Source organism: Nonomuraea sp. NPDC003754, assembly GCF_053605785.1.
Map to the genome: position 1 here is coordinate 1 of NZ_JBSGJX010000052.1, position 20512 is coordinate 20512.

General features: G+C 70.6%; 18 protein-coding genes and 1 pseudogene. 10 read left to right on the forward strand and 9 right to left on the reverse strand.

Going from position 1 to position 20512, the window contains the following annotated elements:
* Window positions 1-520: 520 nt before the first annotated feature.
* The gene (cutA, locus tag ACWEVS_RS39995; RefSeq protein ID WP_452555994.1) at window positions 521-844 is read right to left on the reverse strand and encodes a divalent-cation tolerance protein CutA; all 324 of its coding nucleotides are present in this window, start codon (window positions 842-844) and stop codon (window positions 521-523) included.
* Between the two features lie 106 nt (window positions 845-950).
* On the reverse strand, window positions 951-1298 hold the full coding sequence (locus ACWEVS_RS40000) for a TrmH family RNA methyltransferase (protein ID WP_452555996.1): 348 nt from the start codon (window positions 1296-1298) through the stop codon (window positions 951-953).
* 451 nt (window positions 1299-1749) lie between these two features.
* On the opposite strand from ACWEVS_RS40000, the gene ACWEVS_RS40005 reads away from it, so the two are divergent.
* Window positions 1750-2190, forward strand: coding sequence for a hypothetical protein (locus ACWEVS_RS40005; RefSeq protein WP_449929844.1), 441 nt, complete (start codon window positions 1750-1752; stop codon window positions 2188-2190).
* 81 nt (window positions 2191-2271) lie between these two features.
* Here ACWEVS_RS40005 and ACWEVS_RS40010 read toward each other — a convergent pair whose 3' ends face one another.
* A complete protein-coding gene (locus ACWEVS_RS40010) occupies window positions 2272-2442 on the reverse strand; it encodes a hypothetical protein (protein WP_452555998.1) in 171 nt (56 codons plus the stop codon).
* Window positions 2443-2764: 322 nt separating this feature from the next.
* A complete protein-coding gene (locus tag ACWEVS_RS40015) occupies window positions 2765-3697 on the reverse strand; it encodes an AraC family transcriptional regulator (RefSeq protein WP_449929840.1) in 933 nt (310 codons plus the stop codon).
* Between the two features lie 90 nt (window positions 3698-3787).
* Between ACWEVS_RS40015 and ACWEVS_RS40020 the strand changes: the two genes are divergently transcribed.
* The 3 genes from ACWEVS_RS40020 (at window position 3788) to ACWEVS_RS40030 (ending at window position 6465) form a co-directional block, all read left to right on the forward strand.
* Window positions 3788-5407, forward strand: a complete 1620-nt coding sequence (locus tag ACWEVS_RS40020; protein ID WP_449929838.1) for an alcohol dehydrogenase catalytic domain-containing protein — start codon at window positions 3788-3790, stop codon at window positions 5405-5407.
* Complete coding sequence (locus ACWEVS_RS40025) at window positions 5404-5961, forward strand: NADPH-dependent FMN reductase (RefSeq protein WP_449929836.1); 558 nt, start codon at window positions 5404-5406, stop codon at window positions 5959-5961. The genes ACWEVS_RS40020 and ACWEVS_RS40025 overlap by 4 nt, the downstream gene beginning before the upstream one ends.
* 327 nt (window positions 5962-6288) lie before the next feature.
* On the forward strand, window positions 6289-6465 hold the full coding sequence (locus tag ACWEVS_RS40030; protein ID WP_452556001.1) for a hypothetical protein: 177 nt from the start codon (window positions 6289-6291) through the stop codon (window positions 6463-6465).
* 251 nt (window positions 6466-6716) lie between these two features.
* On the opposite strand, the gene ACWEVS_RS40035 is transcribed toward ACWEVS_RS40030, so the two are convergent.
* Together ACWEVS_RS40035 and ACWEVS_RS40040 are read right to left on the reverse strand one after the other, a co-directional pair.
* Window positions 6717-7337 (reverse strand): transposase, encoded by a 621-nt coding sequence (locus ACWEVS_RS40035; protein WP_452556003.1) that lies wholly within the window; start codon window positions 7335-7337, stop codon window positions 6717-6719.
* Window positions 7338-7476: 139 nt separating this feature from the next.
* Complete coding sequence (locus tag ACWEVS_RS40040) at window positions 7477-8166, reverse strand: TetR/AcrR family transcriptional regulator C-terminal domain-containing protein (protein ID WP_452556005.1); 690 nt, start codon at window positions 8164-8166, stop codon at window positions 7477-7479.
* Between the two features lie 135 nt (window positions 8167-8301).
* Between ACWEVS_RS40040 and ACWEVS_RS40045 the strand changes: the two are divergent.
* The 3 genes and pseudogenes from ACWEVS_RS40045 to ACWEVS_RS40055 form a co-directional block, all read left to right on the forward strand.
* Window positions 8302-8688: pseudogene (locus tag ACWEVS_RS40045) on the forward strand (alcohol dehydrogenase catalytic domain-containing protein); the annotation flags it as partial.
* 379 nt (window positions 8689-9067) lie between these two features.
* Window positions 9068-9556 carry a DUF6326 family protein gene (locus tag ACWEVS_RS40050; protein ID WP_452556007.1) on the forward strand — a complete coding sequence of 163 codons (489 nt, stop codon included), beginning with the start codon at window positions 9068-9070 and terminating at the stop codon, window positions 9554-9556.
* 446 nt (window positions 9557-10002) lie between these two features.
* Window positions 10003-10206 carry a hypothetical protein gene (locus ACWEVS_RS40055; protein ID WP_354911487.1) on the forward strand — a complete coding sequence of 68 codons (204 nt, stop codon included), beginning with the start codon at window positions 10003-10005 and terminating at the stop codon, window positions 10204-10206.
* Window positions 10207-10236: 30 nt separating this feature from the next.
* On the opposite strand, the gene ACWEVS_RS40060 is transcribed toward ACWEVS_RS40055, so the two are convergent.
* A complete protein-coding gene (locus ACWEVS_RS40060; protein ID WP_452556009.1) occupies window positions 10237-13587 on the reverse strand; it encodes a S8 family serine peptidase in 3351 nt (1116 codons plus the stop codon).
* A gap of 475 nt (window positions 13588-14062) precedes the next feature.
* On the opposite strand from ACWEVS_RS40060, the gene ACWEVS_RS40065 reads away from it, so the two are divergent.
* Together ACWEVS_RS40065 and ACWEVS_RS40070 are read left to right on the forward strand one after the other, a co-directional pair.
* Window positions 14063-15034, forward strand: a complete 972-nt coding sequence (locus tag ACWEVS_RS40065) for an Acg family FMN-binding oxidoreductase (protein ID WP_452556011.1) — start codon at window positions 14063-14065, stop codon at window positions 15032-15034.
* A gap of 231 nt (window positions 15035-15265) precedes the next feature.
* Entirely contained in the window at window positions 15266-15676 is a 411-nt protein-coding gene (locus tag ACWEVS_RS40070; RefSeq protein WP_452419586.1) for a hemerythrin domain-containing protein, read from the forward strand.
* Between the two features lie 43 nt (window positions 15677-15719).
* Here the strand turns inward: ACWEVS_RS40070 and ACWEVS_RS40075 are convergent, their stop codons facing one another.
* Both ACWEVS_RS40075 and ACWEVS_RS40080 read right to left on the reverse strand, forming a co-directional pair.
* On the reverse strand, window positions 15720-16916 hold the full coding sequence (locus ACWEVS_RS40075; protein ID WP_452556013.1) for an MFS transporter: 1197 nt from the start codon (window positions 16914-16916) through the stop codon (window positions 15720-15722).
* Window positions 16913-17419, reverse strand: coding sequence for a hemerythrin domain-containing protein (locus tag ACWEVS_RS40080; protein ID WP_449929814.1), 507 nt, complete (start codon window positions 17417-17419; stop codon window positions 16913-16915). Before ACWEVS_RS40080 ends, ACWEVS_RS40075 begins: the two co-directional genes overlap by 4 nt.
* 389 nt (window positions 17420-17808) lie before the next feature.
* Here ACWEVS_RS40080 and ACWEVS_RS40085 point away from each other — a divergent pair, with 389 nt between their 5' ends.
* Complete coding sequence (locus ACWEVS_RS40085; RefSeq protein WP_452556016.1) at window positions 17809-20439, forward strand: multicopper oxidase domain-containing protein; 2631 nt, start codon at window positions 17809-17811, stop codon at window positions 20437-20439.
* Window positions 20440-20512: the final 73 nt, after the last annotated feature.

The following is a 20512-nucleotide window of genomic DNA, read 5'->3' on the forward strand; positions in this document are numbered from 1 at the left end:
GTCCAACGCTGTGCTCCCCGCGCACGCGGGGATGGTCCCGTCACGAGAGGTAGGACACCATGTCCAACGCTGTGCTCCCCGCGCACGCGGGGATGGTCCCGGCCCCAGGCTCCCCGCGCGGGAGGTGGCGCGGTGCTCCCCGCGCACGCGGGGATGGTCCCGGCTCGGCGCGCTCGACCGAGGTCAGCTCGACGTGCTCCCCGCGCACGCGGGGATGGTCCCAGCTCTACCTCGCCGCCGCGCGTATCGCTCCTGTGCTCCCCGCGCACGCGGGGATGGTCCTGGCGATCCTCGACCAAGTGCACGCCTTCCAGCCGTGCTCCTCACGCAGCGGGGAAAGACTCGGACCTGGGCCGTACCTGTATTCCACGGACGGGTGCACTCTGTGCACGCGAGGACGGTCTCCGGTTCGTCACGATCGCCGCCGTACGAGGGCGGTGCTTGTCCCGGACGCGGAATCGCCCCAGAGCGCTGGACGGGCGTTGTTCGCCCGCGCATAACGCATTCCTCGACGTGCTGATCATGGTGGAGCGTCGGTACTTCGTGTCTCCTCGCTGATCCAGCGCAAGTATTCGGCACTGCCGGCGACGACCTCTGTCGCGATGATCTCGGGCGTCACATAGGAATGGTTCGCCTTGATGTGCCTCTCCACCTCAGCGAATAGAGCCGTGGTGGTCTTCACCAGGAGCTGCCATTCCTCGGCCTCGTGCATGGACCCCTGCCACCAGTACACCGATCTGATCGGGCCCAGGATCTGCACGCCAGCAGCGAGGCGCTCGACTGTAAGGCCACGCGCCAGCGCCAGCGCCTCCTCTGGTCGCGAGACGGTGGTCAGAACCTGCACGTGCCCCATCACACGAACCTCCCCAAACGCCCATGTCCCGCACTAGCGGCTTACGTGCCGCCGCTCACGACAGGGATGATCACATACCTCTATATACAGGGCGTAGCTACGGCTGCTGCCGACCTGGACGGATGGAGGTGCCGCGCATGAGGCCGTGGCAGGCGATCGCGGCGGCGGCCACCACGTTGAGCGAGTCCACCCCCGCCTCCATCGCGGCCGGGCTCATCGGGATGCACACCTGCTCGTCGGCCTCCCGCAACCAGCGCGAGGACAGCCCGTCCCCCTCCGACCCGAGCAGCAGCGCCACCCGATCACCCATCTCGACAGTATCTATAGGCGTGACGCTCTGATCAGGGGTCAACGCCAGCATCTGGTACCCCGCCGCGCGGATCTCCTCCAACCCCTCGTACCAGTTGTCCATCCGCGCGTAGGGGATCGCGAAGACGGCGCCCATCGACACCTTGACCGGCCTTCTCTATAGAGGGTCAGCACAACGGGGCGAGGGGATGATCGCGTCTATCCCCAGAGCAGCGGCGCACCGGAAGATGGCCCGACGTTTCCATGATCACCAAATCTTCCAGGACCAGGATGCGGGACGGGTGTTGTTTGGAGACCTCGACGTTTGGCATGCGGCGACCAGGTCGACATCGGGCCGGCTGCCGCGCCTCGCTGCACGACCGGCCGCCGCGCGCCTCGCTCCACGACACCCAAGGCGATCGGACCAGGAAGCGGGGGCGCCCCAGTCGAGGTCACGCTGCCGCATGGCAGCATTCTTATGAAGATCGGCATTCCTGTTACTCGCGGTGGGCGCCGCCGTGGAGCAGGCTGGCGGCAGCGCCTGACCCCGATGGCGAGGGTCCATGTCCGACGAACGAAGAGGAAGGACCCTCATGCCTTTCGCGCCCGTGCGTACACGTGCCGCTGTCTGCGTTCTGCTGCTGATGCTCTCGCTGAGCTCCTGCCGGGAAGAACCTGAGCGGCGGACCGCGCCGGCCTCCCCCACCACCGACCTCGCCGTCTCCACGTCGCCGGCACCCAGGAAGAGCGTGCCGGAGCGCGGGCCCGTGCTGGCGGGGCCGGGCACCGTGTGCGGTGAGATCCAGCCGCCCAACGGCGGCCCGATGGCCGCGGTCGCGATTCTCGAAGGACGCGCCGACTGCCGGGCGGCCGTTCGGACCTTCCGTTCCTATTACCAAGCCGACACTCCCAAGCAGGGCAGTGCGGGGGTGGCGACCGTCGGCGGGTGGCGTTGCGCCAGCAACTCCGCCGCCCAGGCGAACACCACCGGGCGGCTTTCCTCCTGCCGGAAGGCCGCCGCCACCATCGTGGCGGACGTCATCCCCTGACCGCCGCAGGTCCACGATCCGCCGATCATCCTGACAGGGCTGTCCCGGGCGGGCCACGGCCGGCGGCCCGCCGTACGGGGGCTACGGTTCGCCCTGTGGCGGAGCCGCCCTGGGTGGCCGCTCCGGGCCCTGTTCCGGCGTGGACGTTGCGCGGAAGCCGAAGACGGCCGCCTCCAGCGCGGCCATGGCCAGCAGGAAGGCCAGGCCCCCGACCGGGAGCGCCACCAGGATGACGAACGCCATGGTGAGCATGCGCCCATCCCCCTCAGGCCTGCCTCTCCGCAGTCGTCGCTCTACCCGAACAAATCCGCATCAAAGGGACATCTATGTAGATAACCCCTCTTGTTCGCGGAGATATCTGCGGAGGAGCGCCCAGCAGCAGACAGGGCGGCCGACGTCAGCCGCCGGCGAGCGGGTCGCGAGCCCGTCGCCGACGAGCGGGCGGCCGGGCGGACGGCCCCCAAGGCCGCCCTCCTGCGGCCGTGGCCGTAGGAGGGTGGAAGGGCAGGTCGACCGGCTCCCGCGGCCACGCTGGGCGTCTCGCCGAGCGGCGGCTTCGTCAGGGCATCCGGGGTTACGCCGCCGGGCAGCCCTGGCGGCGGTATTTGCCTGGGGCCGTGCCGTACTCGCGTTTGAAGGCGTTGGCGAAGGCGAACTCCGAGCCGTAGCCGACCGTGGCGGCGATCTCGCTCAGCGCGGCGTCGGAGTCGCGGAGCATGCGCGCGGCCGTGCCCAGCCGCCACCAGGTCAGGTAGGTCAGCGGCGGCTGCCCGACGAGCTGGGTGAACCGGCGGGAGAACGCCGCGCGGGACAGCCCGGCACGGCGGCCCAGCGACTCGACCGTCCAGGGGTGGGCGGGGTCGCGGTGGATGCCGTCGAGTGCGGTGCTGATGGCGGGGTCGGCCAGCGCGGCGGCCCAGCTGTCGACCTTGCAGTGCTCCGTCGAGGCGTCGAGCCAGGCGCGCAGGATGTACAGCAGCAGCATGTCCAGCAGTGCCGACACCACCGTGTCCGCGCCGGGCCGCGGGTCGTCGATCTCCTTGCCGAGCAGTTCGACGGCGGCGCGCAGCTCGGTGTTGTGCCCCACCCTGGCAGGCAGGTGGATCATCTCGGGCAGCCCTCTGAGCAGCGGATGCGCGCGGCTGGAATCGAGCTGGTAGCCGCCGCAGAGCGTGACGGTGACGGGCCCCGTGCCCTCCATGGAGGCGGACGCGAACAGCTCGGCCTCCCCGTACGGGTCGCAGTCGGGTTCGGCGATCGGGCTGGTGGGCGAGTCGGCCAGCGCGTAGCCGTGCCCGTGCGGGAAGAACAGCACGTCGCCCGTGCCCACGGGGATCGGTTCGTCCTCAGGCGGGACGGCCCAGCACGACCCCTGCAGCACCACCTGGAAGCCCGCCGAGCCCGGGGCTGACGGGAACCGGAGACCCCAGGGCGCCGACCATTCGACCCGGGCCGATCGCGGCCGGCCCATCCGCATCGAGGCGATCACGTCGCTCAGCACGTCCACGGAACGAAGTCTAGCTAGGAAGACGATGGCGTATGAATCGGAGATGGAAACGTATTGGCTGTCTTCCACCGGCCTCCTACGGTTGACGGCATGACAAGAGTCCTGGTCAGCGGGGCGACCGGCACGATCGGCCGCCCGCTGGTGACCCAACTGGAACACGCGGGCGCCGACGTCCGCACGGTGACGAGGCAGTTGACCGACCCGGCCGCGCTCCGGGCGGCTCTCGACGGCGTGGACGCGGTCTTCCTGCTGTGGCCGTTCGCCTCGGCCGAGGGCGCCCGCGAGGTGCTGGAGCTGATCGGGGCCCGGCGGGTGGTCTACCTGTCCTCGGCCGCCGCCCGCCCGCACGAGGTCGAGATCGAGCGCCTGATCGCCGGGACGGCGCGGGAGTGGACGGTGCTGCGCCCCCACGCGTTCGCGGCCAACACCCTGCGGTGGGCCGAGCAGGTCCGCGCGGGCGTCGTGCGGCAGCCGTACGGCGAGGCGACCCTTGCCCCGATCCACGAGCGGGACGTCGCTGCCGTCGCGGTGCGCGCGCTGCTCGATCAGGGGCACCACGGCGCGGTCTACACGCTGACCGGACCCAGGCCGCTGACCCGGCGCGAGCAGGCGAGCACGATCGGCGCGGCGATCGGCCGGCCGCTGCGCTGGGAGGAGGAGCCTCCGGAGGAGTCCAGGCAGCGGCTGCTCGGCCTGGGCCTGCCGCCGGCGGCCGTGGACGAGATGCTGCGCGGTCTGGCCGAGCCTGGCCCGACCACCAGGACCTTCCAGGAGATCACCGGAGCGCCCGCGAGCACGTTCGAGGCGTGGGCGAGCGAGCACGCCGCCGGCTTCCTCGGCACCATGCGGGCCGCCCGCATCCACGAGTACGGCGACGCCTCGGTGATCTCGCTGGACGAGGTGCCGGTGCCGAGGCCCGGGCCGGACGAGGTGCTCATCAGGGTGGCCGCGACCTCGTTCAACCCGTCGGAGGTCGGCCTGCGCATGGGCCTGTTGCGGGGCGTGTTCCCCGTCACGCTGCCGTACACGCTCGGCTTGGACGTCGCGGGCACCGTGGTCACCGGGGCGGGTGACTTCGCGCCCGGCGATCGGGTGATCGGGCTCATCGACGGGGCGGCGGCGGAGTACGCGGTCGCGCCGGCCGGCCTGCTGGCCAGAGCGCCGGAGCGGATTCCGCTGGCGGACGCGGCGGCCGTCCCGGTGGCCGGGCTCACCGCGTGGCAGGCGGTCTTCGAGCACGCCCGCATCGGTCCCGGCAGCCGGGTGCTGATCAACGGGGCCGGTGGCGGTGTCGGGTTGTTCGCGGTCCAGCTGGCCAAGCACGCGGGGGCGCACGTGGTGGCGACGGCGAGCCCGCGCAGCGCCGCGGCCGTACGCGCGCTGGGCGCCGACGAGGTCGTCGACTACACCAGCACCGGCCTGCCGGGCGGCAGCGACGTGCTGATCAACCTGGTGCCGGGGGTGCCCGCGTCGGTGACCGGGCTGGCCAGGCGGTTCGTCTCGATCACCGAGCCGATCGAGCATCCGCGTGCCGTCCGGTTCGTGGCCCGCAACGACCCGGGCCAGCTGGCCGAGCTGGTGGCGCTGATCGACAAGGGCGTGGTGAAGGTCGAGGCGGACGCGCGCCCGCTGGAGTCCCTGCCGGACGTGCACCGTGCCGCCGAGCGCGGCGCTGTTCGCGGAAAAGTCATCCTGAAGGTAGAGAAATGATCAGAATTGGCATCATTGTCGGCAGCACGCGGCCGGGACGCAACGGCGAGGCCGTCGCCCGATGGGTCCACGACCACGCGGTCAGGCGCGGCGACGCGCACTACGAGCTGGTCGACCTGAAGGACTACGACCTGCCCCACCTCGACGAGCCGCTCGCCGCTGCCACCGGTGTCTACGAGCACCCGCACACCAAGGCCTGGTCCGGCACCATCGCCGGCCTCGACGGCTTCGTCTTCGTGACACCCGAGTACAACCACTCCACCAGCGGCGCGCTCAAGACCGCCATCGACTTCCTGTTCGCCGAGTGGCACGACAAGGCCGCGGGCGTGGTCGGCTACGGCGTCAGCGGTGGTGTCCGGGCGGCCGAGCACCTGCGGCAGGTGCTCGGCCAGGTCAAGGTGGCCGATGTGCAGGCGGCCGTGGAACTGCACCTGCACGCCGACTTCCAGGACTTCACCACCTTCAAGCCCGCCGCGCACCAGGACGACATGCTGAGCAAGCTGCTCGACCAGGTGGTCTCGTGGAGCACGGCGCTGCGACCACTCAGAGCGTGAGGTGCCGCGTCACTGCCGCCGGTGGCGAACGGCCTCAGCCGAGGCTGACGTGTTCGTGACAGAACCGCCTGCTTCCTTGACCAGGAGGCGGGCGGCTCCCCATGTGCGTGACCGTCGCCATTCCCGGCGAATACTCGCGCATGTGATACGTCAAACAAAGGTCTGCGCATGCCCCTTTATCGGAAATCCACAGCGGTCGCGGAATAGGGGCCTCGACCACATGGTTGCAACGCTTATCACGAAATAACCGGATTCATCACACAATTCCGGTACACCAGCCCGGGTCTCACACCCAGGGCACAATTGATTCGACATGGAGTGATCTCGATGACCAGCCTGAAGCACGTTCTCGCAGCCGGAACAGTAGCGATGTTCGCCCTCGCCGCACCCGTGACGCTGGCCGCCCAGCCCGCCAGTGCCGCCACCGTGCCCGCTCACGTGGTCCAGCTCGACGGCGGCGGCAGCGCCAACGGCGCAGCCAATGGCAGCAGCGGCATCCACTGACAAAGGATGAACATTCGCAACCCAAGAAACAATTACCGAAAAGGTGAAAACCCGCCGGCAGAGAAACGCAGAGGCGTCGGAGGCCATGCCTCCGACGCCTCTTCGCATTCCTGTCGCCGGCGGTCGACATCATCCGCGAGTGACGCAGGAAAACGGGCCCCGAGGAATCGGGGCTCTTCGCATGGAATCATGCGGCCACCAGGGCCCTTCGCCGACGATCGCGGGTGCATGAACCTTGATGTCAGAGTGCGTTACGTGAGCTGACGCCCTTTTCTGATTCCGTAGGTCTGCTCGACGACCCATCGTTTCGGCTGGGGCACGAAGCCTTTGTCGGCGGGGTTGCGTTCGACGATGTCCACGGCGATCCCCAGGCTGGCGCCATGGGCGACGACCGTGTTCTTGAACCCTTGGTCGACCAGCGCTTCGGTCACGCTGCCCTCGGTGACGACGGCGGACTGGTCCAGCAGGGCGATCCCGGCCGTGTTCTCGTGGGCTGAGGCCGCGAGCACGACGACCGCGATGACCAGGCCCAGCACGTCTACGGCCAGGCCTCGCTTGCGTCCCGGCACCTTCTTGGCGACGTCCCGGCCGGTCGCGGCGGCGGGGACGCCAGCCGCGACGTGGACGCTTTGGGTGTCCAGTACGACCAGGCTCGGGTCGGCTGATCGACCCTTCTTCTCGCGCAGGTGCCGGCGCAGCAGGTCATGGATCGTCTTTTCGGTGCCGTCGTCGCGCCATTTGGCGAAGTAGTAGTACGTCGCGCCCTTGGGCGACAGATCGTGCGGGATCCCTGGTAGCGGATCGCGTTGACGATCTCCCGCAGCGCGTAGTTGCCTTCGAGGCCGCTGACCGAGGGGTGCGCGGCCTTCCATGCCGTGAGGACCGGTTCGATCAACACCCACTGAGCGTCGGTTAAGTCGCTCGGGTACGGCTTGCGCTCAGTCACCGCGCCATCCCAGCACAACTGGACCCGCAGGTAACACTACAAATCCACACGATCACATAACGACATCACGGATGGAGGCTCACGTGAGGCACTCTCAGGGGCTCGAGGGCGGCTAGGACGAGGTCGAGGCCGAAGGTGAACTCCTCCGCCGGGTCGTAGCCGGCAGCGGCGAGCACCGCGGCGGACTCGTTGAGGTAGGGGAACTCGTCAGGAGGAAGCTGGGGCAGGAAGACGTCCTCGGCCATGTCCGCGAACTCATCGGCGGTGTCGAACGGCAGGCTGGCTTCCTGCAGGGCGAAACCGTAGACGTAGCTGTCGAGCAACCAGTTGGCGTGCGTCGCCATCAAGACCGGGAAGCCGGCCCTCCGCAGGCAGGCGGTGACCGCTTCGCGGTGGCGGAGGTTCGCGGGCCCCGGCGATGTCCGCGACTCCATCAGGCCGATCGCCCACGGGTGGCGTGCGAGAACCTGTCGGGCGGATACCGCCCGCCGTCGCATCGCTGACTGCCAGTCGGTCTCTTCAGGCGGGAGCTCGATCTCCTCGAACACGACGTCGATCATGGCGTCCAGCAACTCCTCCTTGCTCGCCACGTAGTAGTAGAGCGACATCGCGCCCGCGCCGAGCGCGCGAGCCAGCCGGCGCATGCTCAGCTCGCCGACCCCCTCGCGGTCGGCGAGCCGGACCGCCTCGACCACCACCCGCTTCTTGCTCAGCCCCGCATCTGACGCGACCTGGCGTCGTTCCCTTGCAGACAACGGGTCTCCTCGCTCCCTCGAATGGCTTGACAATCGTTCAGCGTACGGTCATGGTACAGCGTACTACTCGTAGTACAGCGTACGACGTACGATGTACGAACCAGCGAGAGTCGTAGCTCGGACGTGAGGAGGCTTATGTGGGAATCGAACAGCGATCGAATACCGGAGCACGCCTGGTGCCGGGGGCGAGTCCGGCCGGGGCGACGACGATGCGGGCCGCCCTCAGTGCTCGAGTCGTCCGAGGTCGGGCTACCGCTGCCCGATCGAGGCGATGTGCTCGTTCAGGTGGGCGCGGCCGCGGTACATCCTGGGGACTACTTCGTCATGACCGGTGAGCCGTACGTGGTGCGCTTGGCGTTCAGGCTCCGCCGGCCGCGCCACGGCATCCCTGGCAGGGACCTCGCTGGCGTGGCGACAGCGGTCGGGAAGGATGTCACCGCTCTCCGCCCCGGCGACGAGGTGTTCGGCCAGAGCACCGCTGGAACGCTCGCGGAGTCCGCCTGCGTCCCGGCGGACAACCTCTTGTCCGTGCCCGCCAACCTGTCGGCCGTGGACGCGCCAGCGGTGCCCACCTCGGCCACGGCGGCGTTGCGGGCATTGCGCAAGATCGCGAACGTTCGACCGGGCCAGACGGTGCTGGTCACGGGCACGTCGGGCGGCGTGGGCTCCTTCGCCGTACAGATCGCCAAGGCGTTTGGCGCCGAGGAGACGGGTGTGTGCAGCACCCGCAACGTCGACGAAGCAGCCGACGCCCTCCGCTACGTCGCGGCCGGCCACACCCGGAAAGGTCGTCGTCACCGTCTGACGACCGGACCGACGAGAACGACCCAACCCGTGCGTATGCACGCCCCAACCTGCCGCCACTCCGGCGGACGGACCGCTCCTCTCGGAAGAAGAACCGATGACCATCCGAACGAACACCCCGAACCTGCTCGACAACCCGCCGATCCCCGTGCAGGCCAAGCTCGCCGCCGCATGGACCAGCTTCATGTTCCTCTACATCTACATCGACTACTTCCACCTCTACAAGCCTGGCACCGTCGACGACATCCTGGCTGGCGTCGTCTTTGAGTTCGACATCAGCCCGATGTTGTTGACCATTTTCACCGCGTCCGTGGCGATCCCGATCCTGATGGTGATGCTCTCCATGACGCTGCCCGCCCGGGTGAACCGCGCCACGAACCTCGTCGTTGCATTGCTCTACATCCCCTTCTCGGTGTTCAACGCGGTAGGGGAGTCCTGGGACTGGGCCCCCTTCTACGGCCTCTCCATCGGAATCGAGGTGCTGCTCCTGGCCTTCATCCTGCGCTCCGCCTGGGCATGGCCTCGAACCCCCGCCGTCCCAGCCGGTCCCGCGACGACCGACCTTCGACAGGACCTTCGACAGTAGGTATCCGTGTAAGGCCCTACGGCGTGAAGCCCGCCGCCGCGGACACCGGGCCGACCGTGACCAGCTCAGTCGCGGTATACGCAGAGAACCTGCTCACGAGCGGTCCGGTGTCCGCGCCAGCCACCCTTGGTTCCGCCTGTCAGGACCGTCTGTGCGGTGGGCTGGAGGCGGGCGAAACGCCGGCCTCCAGCCCGCGGGCTCGCTCGAAGGCTGACACGCGGAATCCCCCGCCCGCCGTTCTCCGGCGGGCGGGGGCTCACATGTCGGGACACCGTCGACGCGACCCTGCCCGGCTTCCCCGGCCGTCACGGGCGACGCATCGCCCCTCTCCCGTGTCTCGGGCGGGCTTGACGTGAGGAACGCCGGCTGCCGATTCTGGCTGTCATGAACCGTTCGGCGCGCCGCCGGTTCGTCGCCCGTGGGATCGCCCCAGCCGGGCACGAGCCATGAAGGTCTCCTACATCGTGGCGATCGCCGTGCCCGTCGAGGAGTTCCGTGAGGCTCTGGCAGACGTGGCCGGTGCCCGGTTGTCGCGGGAGCTCCGTCCAGGCCAGGTGGTCGTCGTGTGTGACGGGCCCGAGGTCGAACTGGCCGGCGTGCGCGGGGTGACCTGGGTCCGCAGAGAACGGCCCGAGCACCTCGACAGGTGAGGGGCCCGGCGGGCCGGGCCCCTCGGCAGGCTACTGCACGGTTATCTTGTCCACCTCGACGGTGATGCCCTTGACCTGCGGCGTGGACGTGGCGGTGGTGACCGAGCCGAGACCCGTCGCCACCCCCTTGATCCGCATCGTGTAGGTCAGCACCCCGCCGGGCGCGCCTGGCGTGCTGGTCACGCGCAGGTCGGTGGTAGGCGGTCCGGTGATCTGGCCGCCCGCCGTGCCTTCGTCGTTCTCGGCGCCGACGGTCAGGCCGGTGCCGGCCGGCGGTTCGCCGGGCAGGTTGGCGGGATCGTAGGTGTAGGAGATGTCCTCGGCCCCGTTGAGGCCGATCCACTGCTGGAAGACCTTCAGGCTGGTGGTGCCGAAAGCGTTGACCCGCCACTCCAGCACGAGCCACCGGTTGACACCGTCGCTGAGCGTCGCGGCGTAGACCCCGGGCGTGCCGGAGCCGTCGAGGTCCGTCCAGTAGCTCGCCAGGACGTTGTTCGGGCGGGCGGGGTCGGGCAGGGTCTGCGGCTGGAAGGTGACGTCCTCTCCGCTGGTGGTGCCGCCGACCACGCTGTAGCCGTTGGAGGTGATGCCGATGCGGTTGTAGGTCTTACCGGCGAAGACGAACGCCGGCACGGTGAAGTTCAGCGCCTGCTCGTCCCCGATCGGGCTGGGCGTGATGCCGAAGGCATCCAGCGGCAGGTAGCCGGCCGGGCTGGCGCCGGGCGCGATGGCGGGCTTGTCGGGCTGGCGGGCGGCCAGCGTCTGCTTGGCCGTGGCGATCTGGGCGCCGATCTTGGTGGCGCCGGTGACGGAGTTGAGGCGCAGCTTGCTGTCGAGCGTGCTGAGCGCGGTCACCTCGGCGTCGGCCAGGGTGTTGTTCTGGACGGTGACGGTGCAGACGGACTCGCCGGTGTCACGGGGAATCGCGGCCGGCGCGCAGGTCTGGTCGATCGGGACGGCGCCCTCCTTGCGGACGAAGGCCACCGGAAGGTGCAGATCCCGCTTGCCACCGACCTGCTTGAGGTTGACCTGGCCGAAATACTGTCCGTCCGGCAGTTCGGGCGCGGTGATCACCACGCTGATCCTGGCGCTCTTGCCCGGCTTCACGGAGATCAGCGGCGGCACGACCACGATCTTGGCGCCATCGACCGTGGTGCCGCTCGCGGTGTAGGTGAGCGTCTCGTTCGTGACGTTGGTGAGCGTGCGCTTGGCAGTGATGACGCCGGGCATGACCGGCGCATTGACCGAGGGCAGGTTGAGGTCGATGCGGTTGAGCGTGTCGGTCTGCGCGGCAAGGAAGTTGGCCGCGCTCTCGTCCATGGTCAGGCCGGGGTCACCGGCGCGGGTGAGGTCGATACGGCCGCCGCCGAAGTCGAACGGGTCCGCGGGGGTGGTCCGGTCCTGCTTGGTGACCTTGGTGGTCGCGGTGCTCTCCAGCGCCGACTTGACCTGTCCTGGCGTCCAGTCGGGGTGCAGGGCGAACACCAGCGCCGCCGAGCCCGCCACGTGCGGCGACGACATGGACGTGCCGGCGATCGCCTGGTAGAGGTTGCCCGGCGGTCCCTCCAGCGGGCTCTCGGGGGTGGGTGTGGTGCCGGCCAGGATGTGCAGGCCGGGCGCGGTCACGTCAGGCTTGAGGAAGTCGCCGCCGGGACCGCGCGAGGAGAACGTGGTCATCGCATCGCCCTGCCAGGTCGCCTTGGTGCCCTGAGTGAACGAGGCGGTGGCGCCGGGGTTGGCGGCCAGGAAGGCGCGCAGCGCGTCGCCGTCGGGCTTGTCCAGGTGGACCGTCGGGATCCAGTGGTTGTCGGTCATGATGTCGAGCGGGCTGGAGTTGTACAGCAGCATGCCGGCCGCGCCGCCCTGCTTGACGTTGAAGCTCTTCAGCACCCGGTTGGGGCCGCGCTCGCAGGCGACGATCTTCCCGGCGAACAGGCCCGCGGGAGCCGGCGTCGTGCACAACGCGTTGGAGTACGGCGGAGCCGACGCCAGTACCACCGGCAGCGGCGCGTCGACGCCGCCCGTGACAGAGGCGCCCTTGACCGTGGCCGTCACGCCGCCCGCACCGCGCAGCGTGACCGTGGACTGGAAGGTACGGCTCTGCGTGGAGGCGGCCACCGTGGTGACCCAGGGGCTGAGGTGGTTGACCGTGCCCGCACCGGGCCCGTCGTTGCCCGCCGAGGCCGACACCAGCACACCGGCCGCGTAGGCGTCCAGGAAGGCCAGCTCCACCGGATCGCTGTAGGGGTCGGTGCCGCCGGAGATGGAGAAGTTGATCACGCGGACGCCGTCCAGGATCGCCCGGCCGACGGCCTGCGCGGAGTCGGACGGGAAGCAGCCCTCCGCGCCGCACACCTTGTAGACCGAGACCTGCGCGGCGGGCGCGATGCCGTGGATCGGTCCGCGGCTGATGCCCAGCGGGTTGGCGTCGGCCACCGGGCCGCCGGCCGAGGTGGTCGCGGTGTGCGTGCCGTGGCCGTTGGAGTCACGGGCCGAGTCAGGGTAGACCTCACCGCCGAAGACCGCGTTGTACGTGTCCAGGTACGGCGCGCCGCCGATCAGCTTGTTGTTGCAGGCGAACACGTCGGGAGCCGGGGTGAGCGGGTTGTCGCCGAAGTCGCACACGCGGGGCGTGCCGTCCTTGGTCGGGCCCGGCGCGGGCAGGCCGCCGGGGTCGGCGAACTGCGGATGCTCGGGCCAGGCCCCCGAGTCCAGGATGCCGACGTTGACGCCCTTGCCGGAGGCGGCGCTGCCGCCGAGCTTGCTGTAGATCGCGGGCGCGCCGATGAAGGCGGGGCTGGAGTCGGTCAGCAGCTGCTCGGCCTTGTCGGCCTGGACGGCGGCCACACCGGGCAGCTTGACAAGAGTCTTGGCCTGGTCGGCCGGCAGCCGCAGCGCGATGCCGCCGTAGACGACCCGCAGTTTCTGGCCGACCTTCGCGGCGGGCAGCGTACGGCCCAGCGCCTCAAGGAACTCGCTCTCCACCTGCTCGATGTGCTTGCCGTACTTCTGGGCGTCGGCGCTGCGCACGTCCAGGGATCTGCCGGTCACCGCAGGGCTGGTACCGGGCAGGCCCTTCAGCCCGCCCTGGTAGGCGGCCAGCGAGTCGTAGTCCAGCTTGACCACGACGTTGACGGTGTCGTGCGTGGTGGCGCTGAGCACGGCCGCGTCGCTCCTGGCCAGCTTGCCGGTGGCCGACTTGGCGCCGTCCACCAGCTCGCCGCCCGTCACGGGGGTCGCCGTCCATTTCGCCTTGTCGGCGGGGGTGGGGGTGGGGGTGGGACCGGCGAGGGCGGGCGGAGCCGCGGACGCGACCAGGGCTAACGCGGCCGCCGAGGTGATCAGGAGCCTGATCGAGGGTAATTGGGGGTTGCTCGGCACTGAGAATCCTCCCTAGGGACTGCATGGACACCAGGAAGGCTCGTCACCCACCGCCGGGCAGGCCGGAGGGACCTCGACGACCCTCCCCGGCGGGTGAAACGTGAACGGGCACCCGGTCAGGGCACCCGATCATGACTCGGAGACTAATTCGAAGTCGGGATTTGGCCTATAGGGGGAAATTGCCAATCTTGCGCGGCATGTCTGGCAGCTATCGTCACCGACCCCCGGGCACGGTGTGGCGCGCGGCGCGCCTCGCCGACGAGCAGACGGGCGCGCCGCGACCTGGCCGGACCGCCGTCGCCGCCTGCTGGTGACGAACGGTCATGGTTTTCGGGACCAAAGACCTTCGCCGAGCCAAGGACGGAGCGCAAGGCTCGAACCGTCGCGCCCGAGCATGCCTTCCCCGCCCGCGTCAGGCGTGGCCCTTCAGAAGCAGATGGCGTGGGCGCACCTGGGACGCAACGTGAGGAGCAGCATGACCGAGCCCTTCGACACCCGCTCGGGCGTGCGCCGGGTGATCGAGGCCGCCATCGCCGCGCCCTCGGTGCACAACACCCAGCCGTGGCTGTTCTACCACCTCAAGGACAGTGTTTCCGTGTACGCCGACCTCCGCCGCCGGCTGAAGGTCGTCGATCCCCTCGGGCGCTGCCTGGTCATGAGCTGCGGAGCGGCGTTGTTCAACATGAGGCTGTCCATCCGGATGAGCGGGTGCGAGGCTCGCGTCCTGCCGTTGCCCGCGCCGCGTTCGGCGCCCGATCTCCTGGCTGTCGTCCGTACCGCCCCGGGGGAGCCGCCGTCGGCCGAGGAGCGACGGCTGCATGCCGCGATCCCCTGTCGGCGCACCAACCGTTTTCCCTTCGGCGATCGCTCGCTGCCTCCTCACGTCGTCGCCGATCTCGTCGCCGCTGTCCGCCAGGAGGGGGCGAGTCTCGTCATGCTGCGCGGCGGGGCGGCCCGTCGCGTTCTTGACATGATCGCCGCCGCCGATCGGGCGCTGTCCAGCGATGACGCGTACCGTGGCGAGCTGTCCCGCTGGACGGGCGACGGCCCGCGCGCGGACGGCGTTCCGAGCCACGCCTTCGGCCCGCGTCCGAGAGACAGCGGGTTCCCCATGCGTGACTTCAGCCTCGGGACCCGGCTGGAGGTGGCCGCCTACGAAGGCGATCCGCAGATCGCCGCCCTGTTGACCGGCGACGACGGCCCGCGCGACTGGCTGGCCGCGGGGCAGGCCCTGCAGCGGCTCCTGCTCACCGCCACCGCCCACGGGGTGTCGGCGTCGCTGTTCAGCCAACCGCTGGATCTCGGCGACGACCGGGACGGCGGGCTGCGGGCCGGGACGCCGGGCCAGGTGCAGATGCTCCTGAGGCTGGGATACGGTCCACCGGTCCCGGCCGTGACGCGCCGTCCCCTCCACGAAGTCCTCGACGCACGGCCGTGGCGCCCCTGACGCGGCACCGTCCGCCATGGCAGTCCGTGATCCGTCGCAGCGAAGGCGGTGACCGCCTGGCCGGTGCCGGGATCTCCTGTCCCGACCACCCGGCGATTTCACGAGGGCCGAACGACCCTTCGGAACGGGTCTGTCGGCCCTGCCCGCACGCTGTATGGGCGGGCATCCTTGGCCACAAACCACACGATGAGGTCAGAGATGTGCAATTACTGCGGATGTCGGGAGTTCCCGTTGATCGGGCAGCTCACCAGGGAGCACGTGGAGATCCAGGAGATCGCCGGCGCTCTGCGCAGGTCGATCAAGGACGGCCGCCACGACGAGTCCCTGGCGCTGCTGGACGCCCTGCTCGCCCGATTGGTTCCGCACACCGCCACCGAAGAGAGCGGGCTTTTCGCGGAGCTGCGAGCGGATGGGACGCTCGCCGGCGAGGTGGACCGCCTGTGCGCCGAGCACGCCGACATCCATGAGGCGCTCCTCGGCGTGAACCGGGCGGTCCCGGACTGGGCGCTGGTCCTCGCCGCCGTCCAGCGGCTGCACCGGCACATCGACAAGGAGGAGCACGGCCTGTTCCCCGCTGCCGCGATCATGCTCCCCCTTCCCGCCTGGGACAGGATCACCCCTGAACAGCTCGTTCCCGAATGACCGGCGAGGACAGGCAACGGGCACGAGCCCGTCCGCGGACCGTTCAGGCGCGCCGGCGGAGGACGAACCAGCAGTAGACGAACGCCCCGCAGGCCATGGTCGCCAGCAGCATCAGCCCGATGGCGTAGGAGCCGGTGGACTGGAAGATCAGGCCCATCACGATGGGCGGGAGGAAGCCGCCCAGACCGCCCGCGGCGCCCACCACTCCCGTGGCGCTGCCCACCATGGACCCGGGGACGCCACGGCCGAGCAGCGCGAAGACGGCGCCGTTGCCCAGGCCCAGCGCGGCGGCCATGACGAGGAATCCCGGTGTGGCCACGACCATGACGGGGGCGAAGGAGACCACGATGGCGCAGCCGACCACGGTGGCCAGCACCGCCGACAGCACCTTCTCGCCGCCCATCCGGTCGGACAGCCAGCCGCCCACCGGGCGGGCGAGCGTGGCGAGCAGCACGAAACCGGCCGCCCTGGCGGCGGCGTCGGCGGTGGTCAGCCCGTACTCGGCCTTCAGGTAGAGCGGCAGGTAGACGCCGAAGGCGACGAAACCGCCGAAGGTCAGCGCGTACATGGCGGCCAGTTCCCGGGTGATGCGCAGCCTGGCCGCCGTCACGAACCTGGTCAGGAACGGCTCGGCGGCGGGCCGGGTTCCGGGCGCGTCGCGGCCCATCACCAGGAAGGCCACACCGACGGCGACCATGGCCACCGCGACCACGAAGAAGGGGGCCGGCCGGCCGTACTGAGCCGCGATCCACGGCGTCGCGAACCCGGAGATCGCGGTCCCGATGTTGCCCATGCCGAAGATGCCCAGGGCCAGGCCGCGCCGCTCGGGCGGGAACCACCCGCTGACGAACGGCACGCCGATGGCGAAGGTGGCGCCGGTCAGGCCCAGGACGAGCCCTCCGGCGAGCAGGGTGGGATAGCTGGAGGCGAAGGCGAGGAATATCACGGGGACCACGCCGAGGAGGCTGGCCACGGCGAACATCAGCCGCCCGCCGTACCGGTCGGTCAGGGCGCCCAGCACGATCCGGCCCAGCGAGCCGATGACGACAGGGACCGCCACCAGGATGGAGACCTCCAGCGGGGTCAGGCCCAGCAGTTCCTTGTACACCGGCCCCAGCGGGCTGAGCAGCGCCCACGCCCAGAAGTTCACCGCGAAGCCGGCGGTGGCCAGCAGGAGCGCCGTCGTCCTGCCGCTCGTGGCGGCCGTCGACGCGCCTGCGGGTGCCTGCACGGTTGTCATATCGTTCCTCCTGTGTCGCGCGCCCGGACCGTGCCCGCCCAGGTCAGAAGATCGAGGTTCTTCTCCAGGGCGGCGTCGCGGGCGGCGAGAACGTCGATCACCTGGTCGCATGACAGCGTCTCGGCCATGAGCGACAGCCCGTCACATTCGCCGACGTGCGACAGGACGCGCCGGGCGAGCTCGATGCCGCGCTCGGCCCGCAGCGGGTCGATCCGCGTGCGGTCGGCCAGTTCCAGCAGCCGGCGCACATCGCGGATGACGGCGTCGTGCTCGGCGAAGAGCCGGTCCACGTGTTCCTCGCCGACGACCGGCATCAGCCGCGGGAGGAGCGATTCCTCCTCGTAGCGGAAGTGCGGGCCGATGACGGCCGTCAGAGCCGCGACCGCACGCCGTGCGCGCGTCGTGTCGTGGGCGTCGAATGCGGCCATCAGCTCGAGGAGGTGGTCACGCGCGTCGCGGTGCTCCTCACGGAACGTCTCGGCGAAGTCGTCACACACAGCCACCACGGAACCCCTTCCCGTTCATGGCCGCCTGCCCTTGCGGCCGCCTCTGTCGAGAGCACACACATTGCACGCGAAGGACGTCGCACCGGCCTAGGGACCAAGGTCCCTGTTCGCCGGACCGAGCGTCCCTCGAGAAACGGCGGGGAACTCAGGAGGGACTTTGGTCCCGCGCTTCGTGGACTTTCGCCCGCCCTCCGGCCCAGCGCCGTTGCCTAGCCTGACGACGACCGTTGGACGAGGCCGGCATGGTTCCGGCTTGCCGCGCCGCGACCGCGGCGCGTCCGGCCTGCCCGAAGCGGTCCGGCGTGCTGCCGCGCGCAGGTGCCGCCGTTCGCCGGATACGTCGTGCCTCTCGTCGCGTCCTGGGCTCGGAGCGAAGGGAAGCCGGCATGCCACCCGTCGAGGTGATGATCGGTAAGAGGACGGACGGCGCGCCGCCGCGGCCGCGCGCGTCCTGGCATCTGCGGGCGAACGCGGTCGTGGTGGCCTGGTTGGGCTTGACCGTGGCCGCCGCCCTGGCCCAGCCGCAGCTGCCCGCGCCGCGCTGGCTGGTCATCCACCTCTTCCTGCTGGGCGCGGTCAGCACAGCGATCCTCATCTGGAGCGAGCACTTCGCCGCGGCGATCCTCCGCGCCCCGGCGCCGGGCCGGCGCGGCAGCCTCATCCGGCTGGGCACGCTGAACGCCGCCACCGTGGCGGTCCTGGCCGGCGTGTCCGTCGGACCGTGGCCGGTGGCAGCGGCCGGGGCCGTGGCGGTCGTGGCGGTGGTCGTCTGGCACGCGATGGTGCTGGCCGGGATGACCAGGCGGGCGCTGCCGGGGCAGCTCGGCCACATCATCGGCTGGTATCTGGCCGCCATGGGCGCTCTGGCGGTGGGCGGAACGCTGGGCGGCCTGCTGGCCGCCCACGTCGGGCACGGCGTACTCCACGAGCGGCTGCACGCCGCCCACGCGCAGATGAACCTGCTCGGCTGGGTGGCTCTCACGGTGCTCGGCACACTGTTCATGCTGTGGCCGACGCTCCTGCGCACCCGCCTGTCCGTGCTGACGCGGTGCTGCTCGCGCATCGCCCTGTGGCTGGCCGTCGCGGGTCTGGCGCTGACGTTGTCGGGCCTGCTGCTGGGGCTGCGGTGGGTGGCCGTGGCGGGACTGGCGGTGTATCTCGCCGCCGTGGGTGTCGCGCTCACCCCTCTGGCCGAGACGGTACGGCGGCGCCGCCCGCACACGGGGGCGGCCTGGACGGTGGGCGCGGGGGTGGCCTGGTTCGGCGTCGCACTGGTCGTCGACCTCGTCCTCGTCGTCATGCACGGTCCCGACGATCTCGCGCCCGCGCTGGAGCCGCTGCTGCCGCTGATGCTCGCCGGCTTCCTGCCGCAGGTGCTGCTCGGCTCACTGATGCACCTGCTGCCGGCCGTGCTCGGGGGCGGGCCGGTCCGCTTCAAGGAGAACGCCGACCTGTTGGCCTGGGGCTGGCGGTACCGGCTGGTCTCCGCCACCCTCGGCGTGGCGCTGTTGGCTCTGCCGGTTCCCGCCTTCTTCGACGTGGCGGGCTGGGCCCTCGTCCTCGCGCCCGTCGCCGCGTTCGTCATGCTGGCCGTGACGGGGTTCGTGCGGGCGCGCCACCGGGAGGGGCGAAGCCGGGCCACGCCGCTGGGCGTGGCCGTCGGCTGCCTGCTGACGGCGGCGGCCGTGGCGGTGGCGATGTCAGGAGGCGCCACCACGCCCCAGCGCCAGGTCGCTCCCGGGGCCGCGCGGACGGTGGAGGTGACGTTGTCGGGCATGCGGGTGCGGCCGGCCGTCATCACCGCCGCCCCGGGCACGGTGCTGACGCTGCGTGTCACCAACGCCGACGCCCAGCGCCATGACCTGCGGCTGTCCACGGGTGAGAGCACGCCGATGCTCCGGCGGGGACAGACCGCCGTGCTCCGGCTGACCCCGCTGGCGGCGAGGGTGGAGGGCTGGTGCACCGTCGCCGGGCATCGGGCGGCGGGCATGACCATGCGCATCGAGCCGACCCCCGATGTGGCCGGCGGACCGGGCGGCCAAGGCCGCGCCGGACCCGACGGCACCGGGCACGACGGCACCGGGCACCAGCAGGCCACCGGGCAGCCAGGTGGCGGGCAGTCAGGTGGCAGGCAGGGCGCGGCTTCCCTGGATCCGGCCGCGCCGACGTCGCAGGGCTGGAAGCCGTACGACGCCGTGTTGCCGCCCGCGCGGGGCGGAAGGGAGCACCAGGTCGAGATCCGGGTGAAGGAGACCGATCTGGAGGTCGCGCCGGGCGTGCGCCGCAGGATGTGGACGTTCAACGGCACGGTTCCCGGCCCGGTGCTGCGCGGCAGGGTCGGCGACACCTTCGTCGTCACGTTCGTCAACGACGGGCTCATCGGACACGGGATCGACTTCCATCCCGGGGCACTGGCTCCCGACGGACCGATGCGCACCATCGAGCCGGGAGAGCGGCTGACCTACCGCTTCCGTGCCGACCGGGCGGGCGCCTGGCTGTACCACTGCTCCACCATGCCGATGAGCCAGCACATCGCCCACGGCATGTACGGCGCCGTCATCATCGACCCGCCGGGCCTGCCGCGGGTCGACCGGGAGTTCCTGTTCGTCCAGGGCGAGCTGTACCTCGGCCGGCCCGGAGACGCAGCCGAGGCGGCCAAGATCCGGGACGTGCGGCCCGACGGCTGGATGTTCAACGGCACCGCCGCCGGATACGACCACGCCCCCGTCAAGGCCAGAGCCGGGGAGCGGGTGCGGGTCTGGGTGGTGGCGGCGGGCCCGACTTCCGGAACCGCTTTCCACGTGGTGGGCGTGCCGTTCGACACGGTCTACAAGGAGGGCGCCTACCTGCTGCGCAAGGGCGACCCTGGCGGGGCCCAGGTGCTGGACCTGGCGCCGGCGCAGGGCGGCTTCGCCGAGTGGGTGTTCCCGGAGCCGGGCCACTATCCCTTCGTGGACCACGGGATGGTGCGGGCCGAGGCCGGCGCTCACGGGATCTTCTCGGTGGGCGCACGGTGACCCGGTGGCCGGTCGCCCGCCGGCCACGTGATCCGTGGCCCGTCAGGTGATATTCCGCACCACCGCCGCCAGC

What these genes read in the sequence shown, in the direction of transcription:
- ACWEVS_RS40020 (WP_449929838.1), top strand. Translation starts at nt 3,788, where the DNA reads ATGACAAGAGTCCTGGTCAGCGGGGCGACCGGCACGATCGGCCGCCCG.
- ACWEVS_RS40075 (WP_452556013.1), bottom strand. Translation starts at nt 16,916, where the DNA reads ATGACAACCGTGCAGGCACCCGCAGGCGCGTCGACGGCCGCCACGAGC.
- ACWEVS_RS40085 (WP_452556016.1), top strand. Translation starts at nt 17,809, where the DNA reads ATGCCACCCGTCGAGGTGATGATCGGTAAGAGGACGGACGGCGCGCCG.
- ACWEVS_RS40055 (WP_354911487.1), top strand. Translation starts at nt 10,003, where the DNA reads ATGAAGGTCTCCTACATCGTGGCGATCGCCGTGCCCGTCGAGGAGTTC.
- ACWEVS_RS40065 (WP_452556011.1), top strand. Translation starts at nt 14,063, where the DNA reads ATGACCGAGCCCTTCGACACCCGCTCGGGCGTGCGCCGGGTGATCGAG.
- ACWEVS_RS40025 (WP_449929836.1), top strand. Translation starts at nt 5,404, where the DNA reads ATGATCAGAATTGGCATCATTGTCGGCAGCACGCGGCCGGGACGCAAC.
- ACWEVS_RS40000 (WP_452555996.1), bottom strand. Translation starts at nt 1,298, where the DNA reads ATGGGCGCCGTCTTCGCGATCCCCTACGCGCGGATGGACAACTGGTAC.
- ACWEVS_RS40010 (WP_452555998.1), bottom strand. Translation starts at nt 2,442, where the DNA reads ATGCTCACCATGGCGTTCGTCATCCTGGTGGCGCTCCCGGTCGGGGGC.
- ACWEVS_RS40030 (WP_452556001.1), top strand. Translation starts at nt 6,289, where the DNA reads ATGACCAGCCTGAAGCACGTTCTCGCAGCCGGAACAGTAGCGATGTTC.
- ACWEVS_RS40035 (WP_452556003.1), bottom strand. Translation starts at nt 7,337, where the DNA reads ATGGAAGGCCGCGCACCCCTCGGTCAGCGGCCTCGAAGGCAACTACGC.
- ACWEVS_RS40050 (WP_452556007.1), top strand. Translation starts at nt 9,068, where the DNA reads ATGACCATCCGAACGAACACCCCGAACCTGCTCGACAACCCGCCGATC.